The 14403-nt window shown below is 68.8% G+C and carries 9 protein-coding genes; 5 read left to right on the forward strand and 4 right to left on the reverse strand.

The features are described from left to right. Positions 1–17: 17 nt before the first annotated feature. Positions 18–2648 carry a leucine--tRNA ligase gene (gene leuS / locus EJP67_RS13505; protein ID WP_126022232.1) on the reverse strand — a complete coding sequence of 877 codons (2631 nt, stop codon included), beginning with the start codon at positions 2646–2648 and terminating at the stop codon, positions 18–20. Between the two features lie 207 nt (positions 2649–2855). On the opposite strand from leuS, the gene EJP67_RS13510 reads away from it, so the two are divergent. Further along, positions 2856–3839: a Bug family tripartite tricarboxylate transporter substrate binding protein gene (locus EJP67_RS13510; RefSeq protein ID WP_126022233.1), complete on the forward strand. Its 984-nt coding sequence runs from the start codon at positions 2856–2858 to the stop codon at positions 3837–3839. Then, a complete protein-coding gene (locus tag EJP67_RS13515; protein WP_126022234.1) occupies positions 3832–4917 on the forward strand; it encodes an NAD/NADP octopine/nopaline dehydrogenase family protein in 1086 nt (361 codons plus the stop codon). Before EJP67_RS13510 ends, EJP67_RS13515 begins: the two co-directional genes overlap by 8 nt. On the opposite strand, the gene EJP67_RS13520 is transcribed toward EJP67_RS13515, so the two are convergent. From EJP67_RS13520 to EJP67_RS13530, 3 genes are read right to left on the reverse strand one after another with little or no spacing between them, the layout of a single operon-like run. After that, positions 4912–5517, reverse strand: a complete 606-nt coding sequence (locus tag EJP67_RS13520; protein ID WP_126022235.1) for a peroxidase-related enzyme — start codon at positions 5515–5517, stop codon at positions 4912–4914. The genes EJP67_RS13515 and EJP67_RS13520 overlap by 6 nt on opposite strands. Further along, positions 5514–6017 (reverse strand): CMD domain-containing protein, encoded by a 504-nt coding sequence (locus EJP67_RS13525; protein WP_126022236.1) that lies wholly within the window; start codon positions 6015–6017, stop codon positions 5514–5516. Before EJP67_RS13525 ends, EJP67_RS13520 begins: the two co-directional genes overlap by 4 nt. A gap of 14 nt (positions 6018–6031) precedes the next feature. Beyond that, positions 6032–7501, reverse strand: coding sequence for an NAD(P)-binding domain-containing protein (locus EJP67_RS13530; RefSeq protein ID WP_126022237.1), 1470 nt, complete (start codon positions 7499–7501; stop codon positions 6032–6034). Between the two features lie 130 nt (positions 7502–7631). On the opposite strand from EJP67_RS13530, the gene EJP67_RS13535 reads away from it, so the two are divergent. From EJP67_RS13535 to glgX, 3 genes are all read left to right on the forward strand, one after another. After that, positions 7632–9308, forward strand: a complete 1677-nt coding sequence (locus EJP67_RS13535) for an alpha-amylase family glycosyl hydrolase (RefSeq protein ID WP_126022238.1) — start codon at positions 7632–7634, stop codon at positions 9306–9308. Between the two features lie 17 nt (positions 9309–9325). Next, the gene (gene glgB / locus EJP67_RS13540) at positions 9326–11497 is read left to right on the forward strand and encodes a 1,4-alpha-glucan branching protein GlgB (RefSeq protein WP_126022239.1); all 2172 of its coding nucleotides are present in this window, start codon (positions 9326–9328) and stop codon (positions 11495–11497) included. A gap of 745 nt (positions 11498–12242) precedes the next feature. After that, entirely contained in the window at positions 12243–14351 is a 2109-nt protein-coding gene (gene glgX, locus EJP67_RS13550) for a glycogen debranching protein GlgX (RefSeq protein ID WP_126022240.1), read from the forward strand. Positions 14352–14403 lie beyond the last annotated feature (52 nt).

The following is a 14403-nucleotide window of genomic DNA, read 5'->3' on the forward strand; positions in this document are numbered from 1 at the left end:
GCCGTTCGTCCGGCGTTTCAGATGACCACGTTGACCAGGCGGCCCGGAACCACGATCACGCGCTTGGCGGACGCCCCCTCGGCGAAGGCCACGAAGTCGTCGCAGGCCAGCGCGAGCTTCTCGATCTCGTCCTTCGAGGCGCCTGCCGGCACGCTGAGCTTGCCGCGCAGCTTGCCGTTGACCTGCAGCATGAGCTCGATCTCGTCCTGCACCAGCGCGCCCACGTCGACCACGGGCCAGGGCGCGTCGAGCAGGCCGCCCAGGTCCTTGTCGTAGCCGAGCTCGCTCCACAGCTGCTGGGCGATGTGCGGCGTGGCCGGATAGAGGCAGCGCAGCAGGATGCCGAAGCCCTCGCGCAGTGCCGCGGCGTCGCCCGCGCTGCCGTCGGGCTTGAAGCCTTCCAGCGCGTTGAGCAGCTTCATCGCGCCCGACACCACCGTGTTGTATTGCATGCGCTGGTAGTCGTAGTCGACCTGGCGCAGCACGGTGTGGACCTCGCGGCGCAGCGCCTGGGCGTTCTTGCCGAAGGCCTGGCCGGCGAGTGCGACGGGCGCCACGTCGGCCTGCGCCACGCCGAAGTTCCACACGCGGCGCAGGAAGCGGAAGCTGCCCTCGACGGCCGCGTCGTTCCACTCGAGCGTGGCCTCGGGCGGCGCGGTGAACATGGTGTACAGGCGCGCGGTGTCGGCACCGTATTTCTCGATGAGGTCCTGCGGGTCGACGCCGTTGCGCTCGCTCTTGCCCATCTTGCCGACGCCGCCGTATTCCACCTTCGTGCCGTCGGCCGCGGTGCCGCCGACGATGCGGCCCTGGGCGTCGAGCACGGGTGTGACTTCGGAGGGCGGGAAGTAGTCCTTGCCGCCCTTCGCGTTGCGCGCGTAGAAGATGTGGTTGAGCACCATGCCCTGCGTCAGCAGCTTGCTGAAGGGCTCGTCGGCCTTCAGCAGGCCGAGGTCGCGCATCACCTTGGTCCAGAAGCGCGCGTACAGCAGGTGCAGGATGGCGTGCTCGATGCCGCCGATGTACTGGTCCATCGGCATCCAGTAGTCGGCGCCCTCGGCCACCATCGCCGCGTCGTTCTTCGGGTCGCAGTAGCGCATGAAGTACCACGACGAGTCGACGAAGGTGTCCATCGTGTCGGTCTCGCGCCGCGCGGGCTTGCCGCACACGGGGCAGACCACGCCGGCGTGGAAGCCCTCGTGCTTGTGCAGCGGGTTGCCCGAGCCGTCGGGCACGCAGTCGGTCGGCAGCACCACCGGCAGGTCCTTCTCCGGGACGGGCACCGCGCCGTGCTCTTCGCAGTGGATGATCGGGATCGGCGTGCCCCAGTAGCGCTGGCGGCTCACGCCCCAGTCGCGCAGGCGCCAGGTGGTCTGCATCTCGCCCAGGCCCTTCTGGCCCAGCGCATGCGCCACGGCTGCAACGGCCTCCTTGTAGGTCATGCCGCTGAAGTTGTCGGAGTTGATGGTCACGCCGCGCTGCTTGTCGGCGTACCAGTCCTGCCACTTGTGATAGTCGAAGTGCGGCTCGTCGTCGACCAGCACCACCTGGATGATCTCGATGCCGTACTTGTTGGCGAAGGCGAAGTCGCGCTCGTCGTGCGCGGGCACACCCATCACGGCGCCATCGCCGTAGCTGATCAGCACATAGTTGCCGACCCATACCGGCACCTGCTCGTCGGTGATCGGGTGCATCACCGTGAGGCCGGTGGGCACGCCCTTCTTCTCCTGCGTGGCCAGCTCGGCCTCGGTGGTGCCGCCGCTCTTGCATTCCTCGATGAAGGCCGCGACCTTGGGGTCGAGCGTGGCGGCATGCGCGGCCAGCGGGTGCTCGGGCGCGACAGCGCAGAAGGTCACGCCCATGATGGTGTCGGCACGCGTGGTGAACACGTACATGCGGCCGTCCTGGATCAGCTTGCCGTCGGCGCCCTTGATGTCGTGCGTGAAGGCGAAGCGCACGCCCTCGCTCTTGCCGATCCAGTTCTCCTGCATCAGCTTGACGCGCTCGGGCCAGCCCGGCAGCTTGTGCTGGGTGTGCTCGAGCAGTTCCTCGGCGTAGTCGCTGATCTTCAGGTAGTAGCCCGGGATCTCGCGGCGCTCGACCGTGGCGCCGGTGCGCCAGCCCTTGCCGTCGATCACCTGCTCGTTGGCCAGCACGGTCTGGTCGACCGGGTCCCAGTTGACCACCTGGGTCTTGCGGTAGGCGATGCCCTTTTCGAGCATCTTCAGGAACAGCCACTGGTTCCACTTGTAGTAGCTCGGGTCGCAGGTGGCGATCTCGCGGCTCCAGTCGATGGCCAGGCCCATGGCCTGGAGCTGGCCCTTCATGTAGGCGATGTTCTCGTAGGTCCACTTGGCCGGCGGCACGCCGTTCTTCAGCGCCGCGTTCTCGGCCGGCAGGCCGAAGGCGTCCCAGCCCATGGGCATCAGCACGTTGTAGCCGCTCATGCGCAGGTAGCGCGTGAGCATGTCGTTGATCGTGTAGTTGCGCACGTGGCCCATGTGCAGCTTGCCGCTGGGGTACGGCAGCATCGAGCAGGCGTAGTACTTCTTGCGGCTCGCGTCCTCGGTGACGCGGTAGGCATCGGCGGCGCTCCATTGCGCCTGGGCAGCGGACTCGACGTCGCTGGGTTTGTAGCTGGGATTCATGGCGGTTCGGCAAGAGCCCGGCTCGGAAGCGGCCGGGAACGCGGGATTATCGCGCCGGACTAGACTCGCCCCCAGGCTGCGCGCACTTCGTGTCGCTTCGCCAACCCCCTTCCGGGGGCAACACCTGCGGCCCGGCGAAGCCGGTTCCGCGGCGTTTCGCGAAGAATGCATGCCTGCCCGTTACCTGACGCGGACGAAAAACACACCATGAAACTGCGCCTCAAACACCTCGCCCTGGCCCTCGCGGCCGCCGCCAGCCTTGCCGCCGCTCTCACCACCCCCGCCTGGGCCCAGCAGAACGACAAACCCCTGCGCATCGTCGTGCCCTTCGCCACCGGCGGCGCGCAGGACGTCATCGCCCGCTACCTGGGCGCCAAGCTCACCGACAAGCTCGGCCAGCCGGTCATCATCGACAACAAGGCCGGCGCCGGCGGCATCGTGGCCGCCGATGCGGTGGCCAAGGCGACCGACGGGGCCACGGTGCTGCTGGCCACCGGCGGCGCGGTAACCATCGCGCCGCACCTGCAGGCCAGGCTCCCCTACGACCCGGTCCACGAGCTGGTGCCGGTCGCCCTGGTGGCCGACACGCCCATGACGCTCTCGGTGCGCGCCGAAAGCCCCTACAAGACGGTGGCAGACGTGCTGCGCGACGCCAAGGCCAGGCCGGGCCAGGTTACCTACGCGTCGACCGGCAACGGCACCGTCTCGCACCTGACCGGTGCGCTGCTGGCCCAGGCCAGCGGCGTGAACCTGCTGCACGTGCCCTACCGCGGCGCCGCGCCGGCCCTCACCGACCTGCTCGGCGGCCAGGTGGCGACCATCGTGACCAGCGTGGCCTCGATCGAGCCCATGGTCGCCAGCGGCAAGGCCCGCGTGCTGGGTACCTTCTCGCGCGCGGCGCTGCCGAGCATGGGCTCCGCCCCGACCATCGGCGAGGCGACGGGCCTGCCGGGCATGGAAGTGCCGGTCTGGGTCGGCGTGATGGCGCCCGCGCGCATGCCGGCGGCGAGCGTCGAGAAGCTTTCCGCGGCGCTGGTCGAGGTGTGCAACCTGCCGGAGACGAAGCAGCGCTTCGCCCAACTGGGCGCGGTCAACACCTGCGGCGGGCCTGCAGCGCTCGGCAAGGTCGTGACCGAGGACAGCCAGCGTTGGGCCAAGGTGATCAAACAGGGCGGAATCAAGGTTGACTGAGGCCGCTGCAGGCAAGAAGTACCGCGTCGGCATCGCCGGCGCCGGAGCGATCGCGCTGGCCAACGCAGCTTGGCTGCGGCGGGCAGGCCATGGCGTCACGATCTGGTCGCCGGGCGGCCGGGGCGCGGATGCCCTGCGCACGCAGCCGCTGGAAGCCGGCGGCATCGAGTCTTTCTCGGTGAACGTCGAGGTCGCAGACGACGCAGCCGGGCTCTGCGCCGCCTCCGACGTGCTGCTGATCGCCCTGCCGGTCAACGGCCACAGGCGCGTGATGGACGCGCTGCTGCCCTTCATGCGCGACGGCCAGGCGGTCATCGTCAGCTCGATGGCCTCGCTGTCCTCGCTCTACCTGCACGAAGCCGCGGTACGCGCGGGTTTGCAGCGGCTCACCGTCGCCAGCTTCGGCACCACGGTGCTGACAGCGCGCCGCGAGTCCGGCACGCAGGTGCGCGTGATGACGCGGCGCAAGGCGGTCGGCGTCTCCGCCCTGCCCGCCGGCCGGGTCGACGAAGCCGTCGCGCTGTGCACGGAGCTCTTCGGCGAAGGCTTCTCCGCGCAGGGCAGCGCGCTCGCCAGTGCCCTGGGCAACGTCAACCCGCAGTCGCACGGGCCGCTCGCGGTGTTCAACTGGACGCGCATCGAGCGCGCCGAGAACTGGCCGCAGTACCACTGCATGACGCCTGGCGTATCGCGCGCGATCGAGGCACTCGACGCCGAGCGCCGCGCCGTGGCGGCCGCCTTCGGCATCGAGCTCGGCCCCATCGAGGCGCATTTCGCGCGCTCCTTCGGTACCACCGCCGAGAAGCTCGCCGACATTGCCGCCGAACTGCACGCCAAGCGCGGCGGCCCGCCCGGCCCCACGCAGACGGACACGCGCTACCTGAGCGAGGACATGCCCTACGGCCTGGCCTTCGTCGAGGCGCTGGGCGCCATCGCGGGCGTGCCGACACCCGCGACCCGCACCATCGTGGACGCGGCATCGCTGGTCAACGGCATCGACTACCGCCGCGAGAACGACCTGGTCGGGCCACTGGGCCTGGCCGGCGAAACCGTCGCCAGCCTGCTCTCCCGCCTATGAAGCGTTGGAGGTGTCGGCTTCGGGGAACACCGGTTCCCCGAGGTTGAGCATCAGCCGGTTGGCCCAGGCGAAGATGGCGACCGAGTGGATCAGGTCGAGGATTTCCAGCTCGCCCAGCCCCACGTCCTTGAGCTTGCGAACATCGTCGGCCGTGACCTTGTCGGGCTCGGCGCCCAGACGGATCGAGAAATCGACGATCGCCTTCTCGCGTTCCGTGGTGCCGGCGCCCGCGGGCTCCTCGAACACCTGCGAGATCACGTCGTTGCGCCTGGCCAGCTGCTCGAAGCGCTGCGCGTGCACCGAGGCGCAATACACGCAGCCGTTGACGCGCGACTCCACCGTGGCACCCAGCTCGCGCTCGGCGCGCGGCATGCCGCCCGGCGCGAACATGATCGCGTTGAAGGCGATGGAGCGCTGCAGCAGTATCTCGGGCTGGTGCGCCAGCACCAGGAAGTAGGGCGAGGTGCGCGCCTGCGGGCTCATCTCGTCCAGCGCCGCCAGCTGCTCGGGCGTGGCGGTGTCGACGTTCACCGTGTCCAGCCACGGCTTCCACTTGAGCACTTCGTTGGTGAAGCCCTTGATGCGGATCGGGGCGCTCATGCTGCGGCCTCCAGCGCGGCCAGCGCCTTCAGCCCCGCGGCGACGCGGATCTGGTACGAGAGGAAGGCGATCAGCTGGCTCATCGCCACGATGGCGGGCGTCGACAGGCCGCTGGCGGCCAGCGACTGCACGGCGGCCTTGTCGCCCTCGATGGGGCGCTCGATCAGCTTGCCGGTGAAGGCCAGCACGGCCTGCAGGCGGGCGTCGGCGACGGGCTTGCCGGCATCCACCGCCGCGACCACGGCGGCGTCGGCTCCTTCGGCCACGAGCCGGTCGCGGTAGTGCACCGCCAGGCTGTCGGCCTTCGACACGCAGCAGGCATGCAGCGCCACCAGCAGCCGCTCGGTCACCGAGATGCCCTCGACGGAAGGGGAAAACATCGCGTCGTAGCTGCCCTGCGTCGCGGCGAGCACCTTTTCGCGCTGGCGGCGCAGCGTCCAGTTGGGTTGGTCCGGCGTCAGGGGGACGACGGCGTCGATCACATCGGAAGTGCTTGTCATGGTTCGGTCTCTTCTCAATTTCTTTCCTTGGGCGGCAGCGCAGGGGTCCATTCGTCGCCGAAAAGCTCCGGCTCGGCGAACTCCTGCAGGTAGGCCCAGTGCTGGTCGAAATCCTCGCGGTAGAACAGGCTGGCGATGCCACTGGCCAGCCGCTTGGCGCCGTCGCTGATGGCAGGGATGTCGCCCGACACCGTGCCGTGCGACAGCGCCGCCGGGTAGCAGAAGCAGTGGATGCGCCCGAGCCCCGGGCATTCGCCGGGCGTGCGCGCCTTGAATTCGAAGGACGGGCCGAGGTCGGGGGAGTCGGACAGTTCCTGGTCTTCGTCGCCCGGGGCGGGCGTGAAACGGTCCTTCCAGGTTCGCACGTGGGGCGCGATGGCGGCGAACTCGGGGCGGTTCGGCCAGTCGACCTTGAAGCCGGTCGAGACGATCAGGAAGTCGAACTCGAAATCGCCCTTGGGCGTCGACACCACCATCGCGTCGCCCTTCGATTCGACCGACAACACCGGGCAGCCGAAGTTGAAGAAGGCATTGGAATGGCGCGACACCCGCAGCGTGCTGCCGTGCGGCGGCGGCACGTTCAGCACGTTGATGTAGTGGCGGATGCGCCACTTGAGCTCGTCGGGCAGATCGTAGTGCCCCTGCGTGAGGCCCGGCACGCCCGCGCCCTTGCCCTTGTTGACGCGCGGCAGGTCGGGGCGGCGGATCAGCAGCTCGACGCTGTGGGCGCCGGCCTCCAGCGCGGTGGCGGCGCTGTCCATGGCCGAGGAGCCCGCGCCGATCACGCCCACGCGCAGGCCCTTGAGCTTGCCGTAGTCCATCTCGTCGGAGGAATGCGCCCACTTCGAGCGCGGCAGGGCGTCCACGAAGGCCGGCACGGCCGGGCCGCCGAGGCCATCGCGCCCGGTGGCCAGCACCAGGCGACGGGCCAGCACGCTGCTGACTTCGCCTTCGCTCGAGCGCAGGTCGAGGCGCACGCCGGTCGCGTCGGGCAGGGGATGGATCGCCGTGACCGTCATGCCGTTGCGCACGTCCACGTTCATCACGCGGCGGTACCAGACGAGGTAGTCCATCCACTGCAGGCGCGGGATCTTGTCCATCGCCGCCCAGGCCTCCAGCCCGAACTGGGCCTCGAACCAGGCGCGGAAGGTGAGCGCGGGCAGGCCCAGTGCGGGACCGGTGAGTTCCTTGGGCGAGCGCAGCGTCTCCATGCGGGCGGTGGTGGCCCACGGGCCTTCGCTGCCGGCGGGCGAACGATCGAACACCACGGCGCGGATGCCCAGCTGCGCCAGCGCCACCGAGGCGGCCAGCCCGGCCTGCCCGCCGCCGATGATGGCCACGTCGATCATGGCCTCGCCATTGGCGGCCTGCCGCGGCGGCATCCAGTTGCGGGCGGGCCAGCCGAGGTAGGAAAGGTCCTGGGCGAGCCGGGCCTCGAGCGCGGCCAGGGAGGAAGAAGGGGAAGCGGGATCTGGAATCGTCATTTTCAAAACCGGGAACGGCGCTCAGTGTAGAAAGCTTCACGCCCCCCATGCCGTGCTCCGACGCCCGCATGACCGTATCACTGGCCCGGATTTCGCATGCCACAATGATTTTCAGACCACAGGGACCGGCATGGCCAGCAGCAAAACCGACGGCAGCGACAGCGAATGGTGGCGCGGCGCGGTGATCTACCAGATCTACCCGCGCAGCTTCATGGACAGCAACGGCGACGGCATCGGCGACCTGCCGGGCATCACGTCCCGGCTGGAGCACGTGGCCGGCCTCGGCGTCGACGCCGTCTGGGTCTCGCCCTTCTTCCGCTCTCCGATGAAGGACTTCGGCTACGACGTGTCCGACTACCGCGCGGTCGATCCGCTCTTCGGCACGCTGGCCGACTTCGACGCCATGCTGGCGCGGATGCACGCGCTGGGCCTGAAGCTCATCATCGACCAGGTGCTCTCGCACACTTCCGACCAGCACGCCTGGTTCTCCGAAAGCCGCAGCTCCCGCGACAACCCCAAGGCCGACTGGTACGTGTGGGCCGACCCGAAGCCCGACGGCACGCCGCCGACCAACTGGCTCTCGGTGTTCGGCGGCCCGGCCTGGCAGTGGGACTCGCGCCGCCGCCAGTACTACCTGCACAGCTTCCTGGCCGAACAGCCCGACCTGAACTTCCACTGCGCCGAAGTGCAGCAGGCGCTGCTGGGCGAGGTGCGCTTCTGGTGCGAGCGGGGGGTGGACGGCTTCCGCTTCGACGCCTGCAACCACCAGTTCCACGACGCGCTGCTGCGCGACAACCCGCCGGCCTCGCTGGCCTCCATCGGCGAGGTCAGTACGGTGCGCGCCGACAACCCGTACGCGATGCAGCAGCACCTGTACGACAAGAGCCAGCACGAGAACCTGGCGTTCCTCGAAGGGCTGCGCCGGCTGCTCGACGAGTACGGCGCGGTGGCGCTGGGCGAGGTCGGCGACGAGAACGCGCCGCCGGTCATGGCCCAGTACACCGAACTCGGCAAGCGCCTGCACCTGGCCTACAGCTTCAGCCTCCTGACGGCCGACCACAGCCCCGCGCACCTGCGCCACCAGGTCGAGGCGCTCGACAGCGCGCTGGCGCCCACCGGCGGCTGGGGCTGCTGGGCAGTGTCGAACCACGACGTGCCGCGCGTCGCCACCCGCTGGAGCGGCGGCGGCGCGCCCGACACGCGCCGCGACCGGCTCTGGCTCGCACTGCTGCTCTCGCTGCGCGGCAGCGCCAGCATCTACCAGGGCGAGGAACTGGGCCTGACCGAGGCCGAGGTGCCTTTCGAGCTGCTGCAGGACCCGTACGGCCGCGCCTTCTGGCCCGAGTTCAAGGGCCGCGACGGCTGCCGCACGCCGATGCCCTGGACCGGCGAGGCGCCCAACGGCGGCTTCACCACTGGCACCCCCTGGCTGCCGGTATACGGCCCGCACCTGCCGCTGGCCATCGAACGCCAGGCCGCCGACGCCGATTCGATGCTCGCCTTCAGCCGCACCCTGTTGAGCTGGCGGCGCACCCAGCCGCTGCTGCGCACCGCCGGCATCCGCTTCTTCGACACGCAGGAGCCGCGGCTGCTGCACTTCGAGCGGTACGGCGACGGCGCTTCGCCGCTGCAGGCGATCTTCAACTTCAGCGGCGAGCCCGTGTCGATGCCGCTGCCGGACGGACTGACACCTCTTGTCGGACAGCCGCTGGCGGCGACCTCCGTCATCCACACCTCCGACGGAAAGCGCATGCTGCAACTGGCGCCGTACGGCGTCTTCTTCGGCGCGTCCGCCGGGGAAGGATGAAGCCGAGCCCGATCACCATGCCCTTGAAGCCGCTGCCAGAGTCCGAAATCCACGCGCTGATGCGCGCGGAGCATGGCGATGCCTTCGCCGTGCTCGGCCCGCACGAGACGCCCGAAGGCCTGGTCGTGCGCGCGCTGCTGCCCGGCGCCCAGCATGTGGCGGTGGTGCATTCGCGCACCGGCTGGCCGCTGTCGATACTCACGCGCCACCCGGAGTCCGACCTGTTCAGCGGCCTCGTTCCGGCCGCCGAGGCCCGCATGGGCTATTCCTTCCAGGTCGACTGGGATACGCACACCTCGCGGCTCGAAGACCCCTACCGCTTTCCGTTCGTGCTCGGCGAGACCGACGTGTGGCTGCTGGCCGAGGGCACGCACCTGCGGCCGTGGGAGCGGCTGGGCGCGCACCTGCGCGAGATGGACGGCGTGAAGGGCGTGGCCTTCGCGGTCTGGGCGCCGAACGCGAAGCGCGTGTCGGTCGTCGGCAGCTTCAACAACTGGGACGGCCGGCGCCACATGATGCGGCTGCGCCGCGAGTGCGGCGTGTGGGAGATCTTCGCGCCGCACGTGTCCGTGGGCGACAGCTACGAGTTCGAGATCCTGTCGGCGCAAGGCGAGGTGCTGCGCAAGGCCGACCCATTCGCCTTCTCCGCGCAGCTGCGCCCCGACACCGCCTGCGTGGTGCAGCCCCTGCCCGCGCCGGTGAAGATGCCCGAAGGCCGCGCCGCCGCCAACGGCCGCGACGCGCCCATCAGCATCTACGAAGTGCACCTAGGCTCGTGGCGCCGCAAGAACGGCCACGAGTGGCTGGACTACCGCGAGCTGGCCGACACGCTGGTGCCGTACGCGCGCGACATGGGCTTCACGCACATCGAGCTGCTGCCCGTGAGCGAGCACCCCTTCGACGGCTCGTGGGGCTACCAGCCCATCGGCCTCTATGCGCCAACCTCCCGCTTCGGCACGCCGGGCGACTTCCGCCATTTCGTCGAAGCCGCGCATGCGGCCGGGCTGGGCGTGATCCTCGACTGGGTGCCCGCGCACTTCCCGACCGATTCGCACGGCCTGGGCCGCTTCGACGGCACCGCGCTGTACGAATACGCCGACCCGCGCGAAGGCTTCCACAACGACTGGCAGACGCTGATCTTCAACTACGCGCGCACGGAAGTCCGCAACTACCTCGTCGGCAACGCGCTGTACTGGCTGGAGCGCTACGGCGTCGACGGCCTGCGCGTCGACGCTGTGGCTTCGATGCTCTACCGCGACTACAGCCGCAAGTCGGGCGAGTGGATTCCCAACGCACTCGGCGGCCGAGAGAACCTGGAAGCCATCGAATTCCTGCGCCGTATGAACCGCGTGGTCGGCGTCGAGCGAGCCGGTGCGGTGACCATCGCCGAGGAGTCGACCAGCTTTCCCGGCGTGACCCGCCCGCCCGAAGATGGCGGCCTGGGCTTCCACTACAAATGGAACATGGGCTGGATGAACGACACGCTGGCGTATGCCGGCACCGACCCGGTCTACCGCAAGCACCATCACCGGCAGATCACTTTCGGCCTGATGTACGCGCACAGCGAGAACTTCGTGCTGCCGCTGTCGCACGACGAAGTTGTGCACGGCAAGGGGTCGATGATCGGGCGCATGCCCGGCGACGAATGGCAGAAGTTCGCGGGGCTGCGCAACCTGTATGGGTACCTCTGGGCTTATCCGGGGAAGAAGCTGCTCTTCATGGGTGGGGAGTTTGCGCAGTACGCGGAGTGGAATGCGGATCGCAGCCTGGACTGGCATCTGCTGGAGCATGCGTCGCACCAGGGGGTGCGGAGGCTGGTGCGGGATCTGAACAATGTTTATCGGCACTTTCCGGCGCTGCATGAGCTCGACCATGAGGCTCGAGGGTTCGAGTGGGTCGTGCATGACGACTCGGATCAGTCGGTATTTGCGTTCGTGCGGCGGGCTCGCGATGGGGCGTTTGTTGTCGTGGTTTGCAACTTCACGCCTGTGCCTCGGATGGGGTATCGGTTGGGGGTGCCTTCTGCCGGTTCCTACCGGGAGGTCATCAATACGGATGGGGTTGTGTATGGGGGGAGCGGTGTGGGGAACGGGGTTGTTGAAAGCTCTCCTGTTGCCTGGCATGGGAGGGCGGATTCGGTTTTGATCGATTTGCCTCCGTTGGGTACCTTGATGTGGGTGCTGGTTTGACTTCTTGGGTAGGTTGCTTTCCGGGGCCGGGTCTCGGCCCGGCAGCCGACCTACTTTTCTTTGCTTCGCCAAAGAAACGTAGGCAAAAGAACGGCGACCCTACTGTCTGCGTCCCTTCGCTTCGCTACGGGCAACCTGCGGTGCTCGACTCCGGAGGGGGTCCGCAGAACTCGCTCCACTACGTTGCGCTCAAACAGCTGCGGCCCTTATCCCTCCTACGTCTGCGCTCCTCGGCGCAGCCAGAAGGGAGCGATCCGCGCCATCGCTTCGCTCGGCTTTGGGAACAGCCTGGACTGGCCTTCGCTTTGCTCGGCCGAGGATGTGGGTCACGAACTTGTTCACATGCTCCCGTCCTCAGCAACGCGCACCTGATATCGCACACAGGTCCAACGACCTCACAGCCCCAACATCCCACCGTCTCATTCCAAGCACTGCAGGCGCGAAGCGCTTGCAGTGCCTTGGTGGCCGAGCGCAGCGATGGCCCGCCCGTTCCCCCTCCCCTCTGGCTGCGCCGAGGAGCGCAGCGTTTCGCGGATCAGGGCTCGCAGCTGTCTGAGCGAAGCGAGTTCTGCGAGACCCCGCGAAACGCGAGCACCGCAGGTTGCCCCGTAGCGCAGCGAAGGGGTCGCAGACAGTGGGGTCGCCTTTCTTTTGCCTACTTTTCTTTGGCGAAGCAAAGAAAAGTAGGTCGCCCGCCGGGGCGAGTCCCGGCCTCGGGAAGCAAACTCCCAGAGGAGCCAACAGCATGCTGAGCCCAGGCAAGCCCTTCCCCTTGGGTGCAACCCCTTCCCAACAAGGCATCAACTTCGCCCTCGCAGCCCCTTCAGCAGAAGCCGTAGACCTGTGCATCTTCGACACCACAGGCAACAACGAACAACAACGCCTGAGCCTGAAAGAACAAACAGACGGCATCTGGCACGGCCACCTCTCCAGCGGCAAGCCAGGCCTCGTCTACGCCTACCGAGTCCACGGCCCCTGGAATCCGAAAACAGGCCACCGCTTCAACCCATCGAAGCTCCTCCTCGACCCCTACGCCCGCGAAATCACAGGCACCTACGACGGCAGAGACCTCTTCCTCGGCCACGACCCCGCGAACCCGGAAAAAAGAGACCCTCGAGACAACGCAGCAGTCGCCCTCAAGGCACGGGTAGCAACCCCTCTGGCCCCGGCAGCAACAGCAGGCCACGCCCGCATCGCACCAGGCGACCGCGTCCTCTACGAACTCCACGTCAAGGGCCAGACCAAGCTCAACCCCGCGGTCCCCGCACCGCTGCGCGGCACCTACGCCGGCCTCGCCGAGCCCGCCGTGCTCGACCACCTCCAGCGCCTGGGCGTCACCACCCTGAGCCTCATGCCCGTGCAGCACCGCGCCGACGAGCCCCGCCTGCTGCGCATGGGCCTGAGCAACTACTGGGGCTACAACACCATCGGCTGGTTCGCTCCGGAGGCCCGCTACTGGAGCGGCCGCCCCGGCACCACGCCCGCCAGCGAGTTCCGTGCGATGGCCGACGCGATCCACGCGCGCGGCATGGAGCTGGTGATCGACGTGGTCTACAACCACAGCGCCGAGAGCGACGAACTCGGCCCGACGCTGTCGATGCGCGGCATCGACAACGCGCTCTACTACCACCTGCGCACCGACGACCGCTCGCTCTACGAGAACTGGGCCGGCACCGGCAACTGCCTGAACCTCGGCGAGCCGCGCGTGCTGCAGCTGGTGATGGACAGCCTGCGCTTCTGGGCCTGCGAGATGGGTGTCGACGGGTTCCGCTTCGATCTGGCGCCGGTGCTGGGGCGCGCCGACGCGCAGCGCGGCTTCGACCCACGCGCGCCCTTCTTCGCCGCGATCGCGCAGGACCCGGTGCTCTCGCGCACGCTGCTCATCGCCGAGCCCTGGGACATCGGCCCCGGCGGCTACCGTCTCGGCGAGTTCCCGCCCGGCTGGCTCGAATGGAACGACCGCTATCGCGACACGCAGCGCGGCTTCTGGCTGCGGCAGGCGCATCGCGACGACCGCTCGAACCTCGGCGATTTCGCCCATCGCTTCGCGGCCTCCAGCACCGAGTTCGCGCACCGGGGCCGGGCGCCGACGGCGAGCGTCAACTTCATCACCGCGCACGACGGCTTCACGCTGCGCGACCTGGTGAGCTACGACGAGCGCCACAACCTCGCCAACGGCGAGAACAACCGCGATGGCCACGGCCACAACCTCAGCAACAACTGCGGCGCGGAAGGGCCGAGCGACGACCCTGCCGTGCTGGCCCTGCGCACCCGGCTGCAGCGCGCGCTGCTCGCCACGCTGATGCTGTCCCAGGGCACGCCGATGCTGCTGGCCGGCGACGAGCTCGGCCATAGCCAGCAGGGCAACAACAACGCCTACTGCCAGGACAACGACACCACCTGGCTTGCATGGATCGGCACCTCCGCCCCCGGCAGCGAGGCGGCGCGCCTGGGCGCCTTCATCGCGCGCCTCGCCGCGCTGCGCCGCGAGGCCCCTGCCCTGCGCAGCACGCGCTGGTGGCCGGCCGAACCGGCGCCCGACGACTCGTCGTCCCCCGGCATCCGCTGGCTGCGCCCCGACGGCGAGCCGATGACGCCCGCCGACTGGAACGACACGGGCACGGCCCTTGCAATCCACTTCGGGCATGGGACAACGGCAAAGGAAGGCGACGGGAGCAGTTCGTGGCTGGTGATGGTGAACGCGGGAGCGCAGGCCGTGTCGTTCACGCTGCCGCCGGGCGCGTGGCTCCTCTGCCTGAGCACCGATCCGGAGGCCGACACGGGCGACGGCCCCCGGGCGCTGGAGGGCTCGGCACAAGTGCCGTTTTCGAGCATCGGGATTGCAAGAACGTAGAAGCCAGCCGCCCGGCGCGGTGCTAGTCTCGATGCAGAAACTCTGACGGCGT

The organism is Variovorax guangxiensis (assembly GCF_003952165.1).
GTDB classification, from domain to species: Bacteria; Pseudomonadota; Gammaproteobacteria; order Burkholderiales; family Burkholderiaceae_C; genus Variovorax; species Variovorax guangxiensis.

Excerpts from the sequence above, each read along its gene's own strand:
- leuS (WP_126022232.1), bottom strand. The coding sequence starts at position 2,648 with ATGAATCCCAGCTACAAACCCAGCGACGTCGAGTCCGCTGCCCAGGCG.
- EJP67_RS13510 (WP_126022233.1), top strand. The coding sequence starts at position 2,856 with ATGAAACTGCGCCTCAAACACCTCGCCCTGGCCCTCGCGGCCGCCGCC.
- EJP67_RS13520 (WP_126022235.1), bottom strand. The coding sequence starts at position 5,517 with ATGAGCGCCCCGATCCGCATCAAGGGCTTCACCAACGAAGTGCTCAAG.
- EJP67_RS13525 (WP_126022236.1), bottom strand. The coding sequence starts at position 6,017 with ATGACAAGCACTTCCGATGTGATCGACGCCGTCGTCCCCCTGACGCCG.
- EJP67_RS13530 (WP_126022237.1), bottom strand. The coding sequence starts at position 7,501 with ATGACGATTCCAGATCCCGCTTCCCCTTCTTCCTCCCTGGCCGCGCTC.
- EJP67_RS13535 (WP_126022238.1), top strand. The coding sequence starts at position 7,632 with ATGGCCAGCAGCAAAACCGACGGCAGCGACAGCGAATGGTGGCGCGGC.
- glgB (WP_126022239.1), top strand. The coding sequence starts at position 9,326 with ATGCCCTTGAAGCCGCTGCCAGAGTCCGAAATCCACGCGCTGATGCGC.
- glgX (WP_126022240.1), top strand. The coding sequence starts at position 12,243 with ATGCTGAGCCCAGGCAAGCCCTTCCCCTTGGGTGCAACCCCTTCCCAA.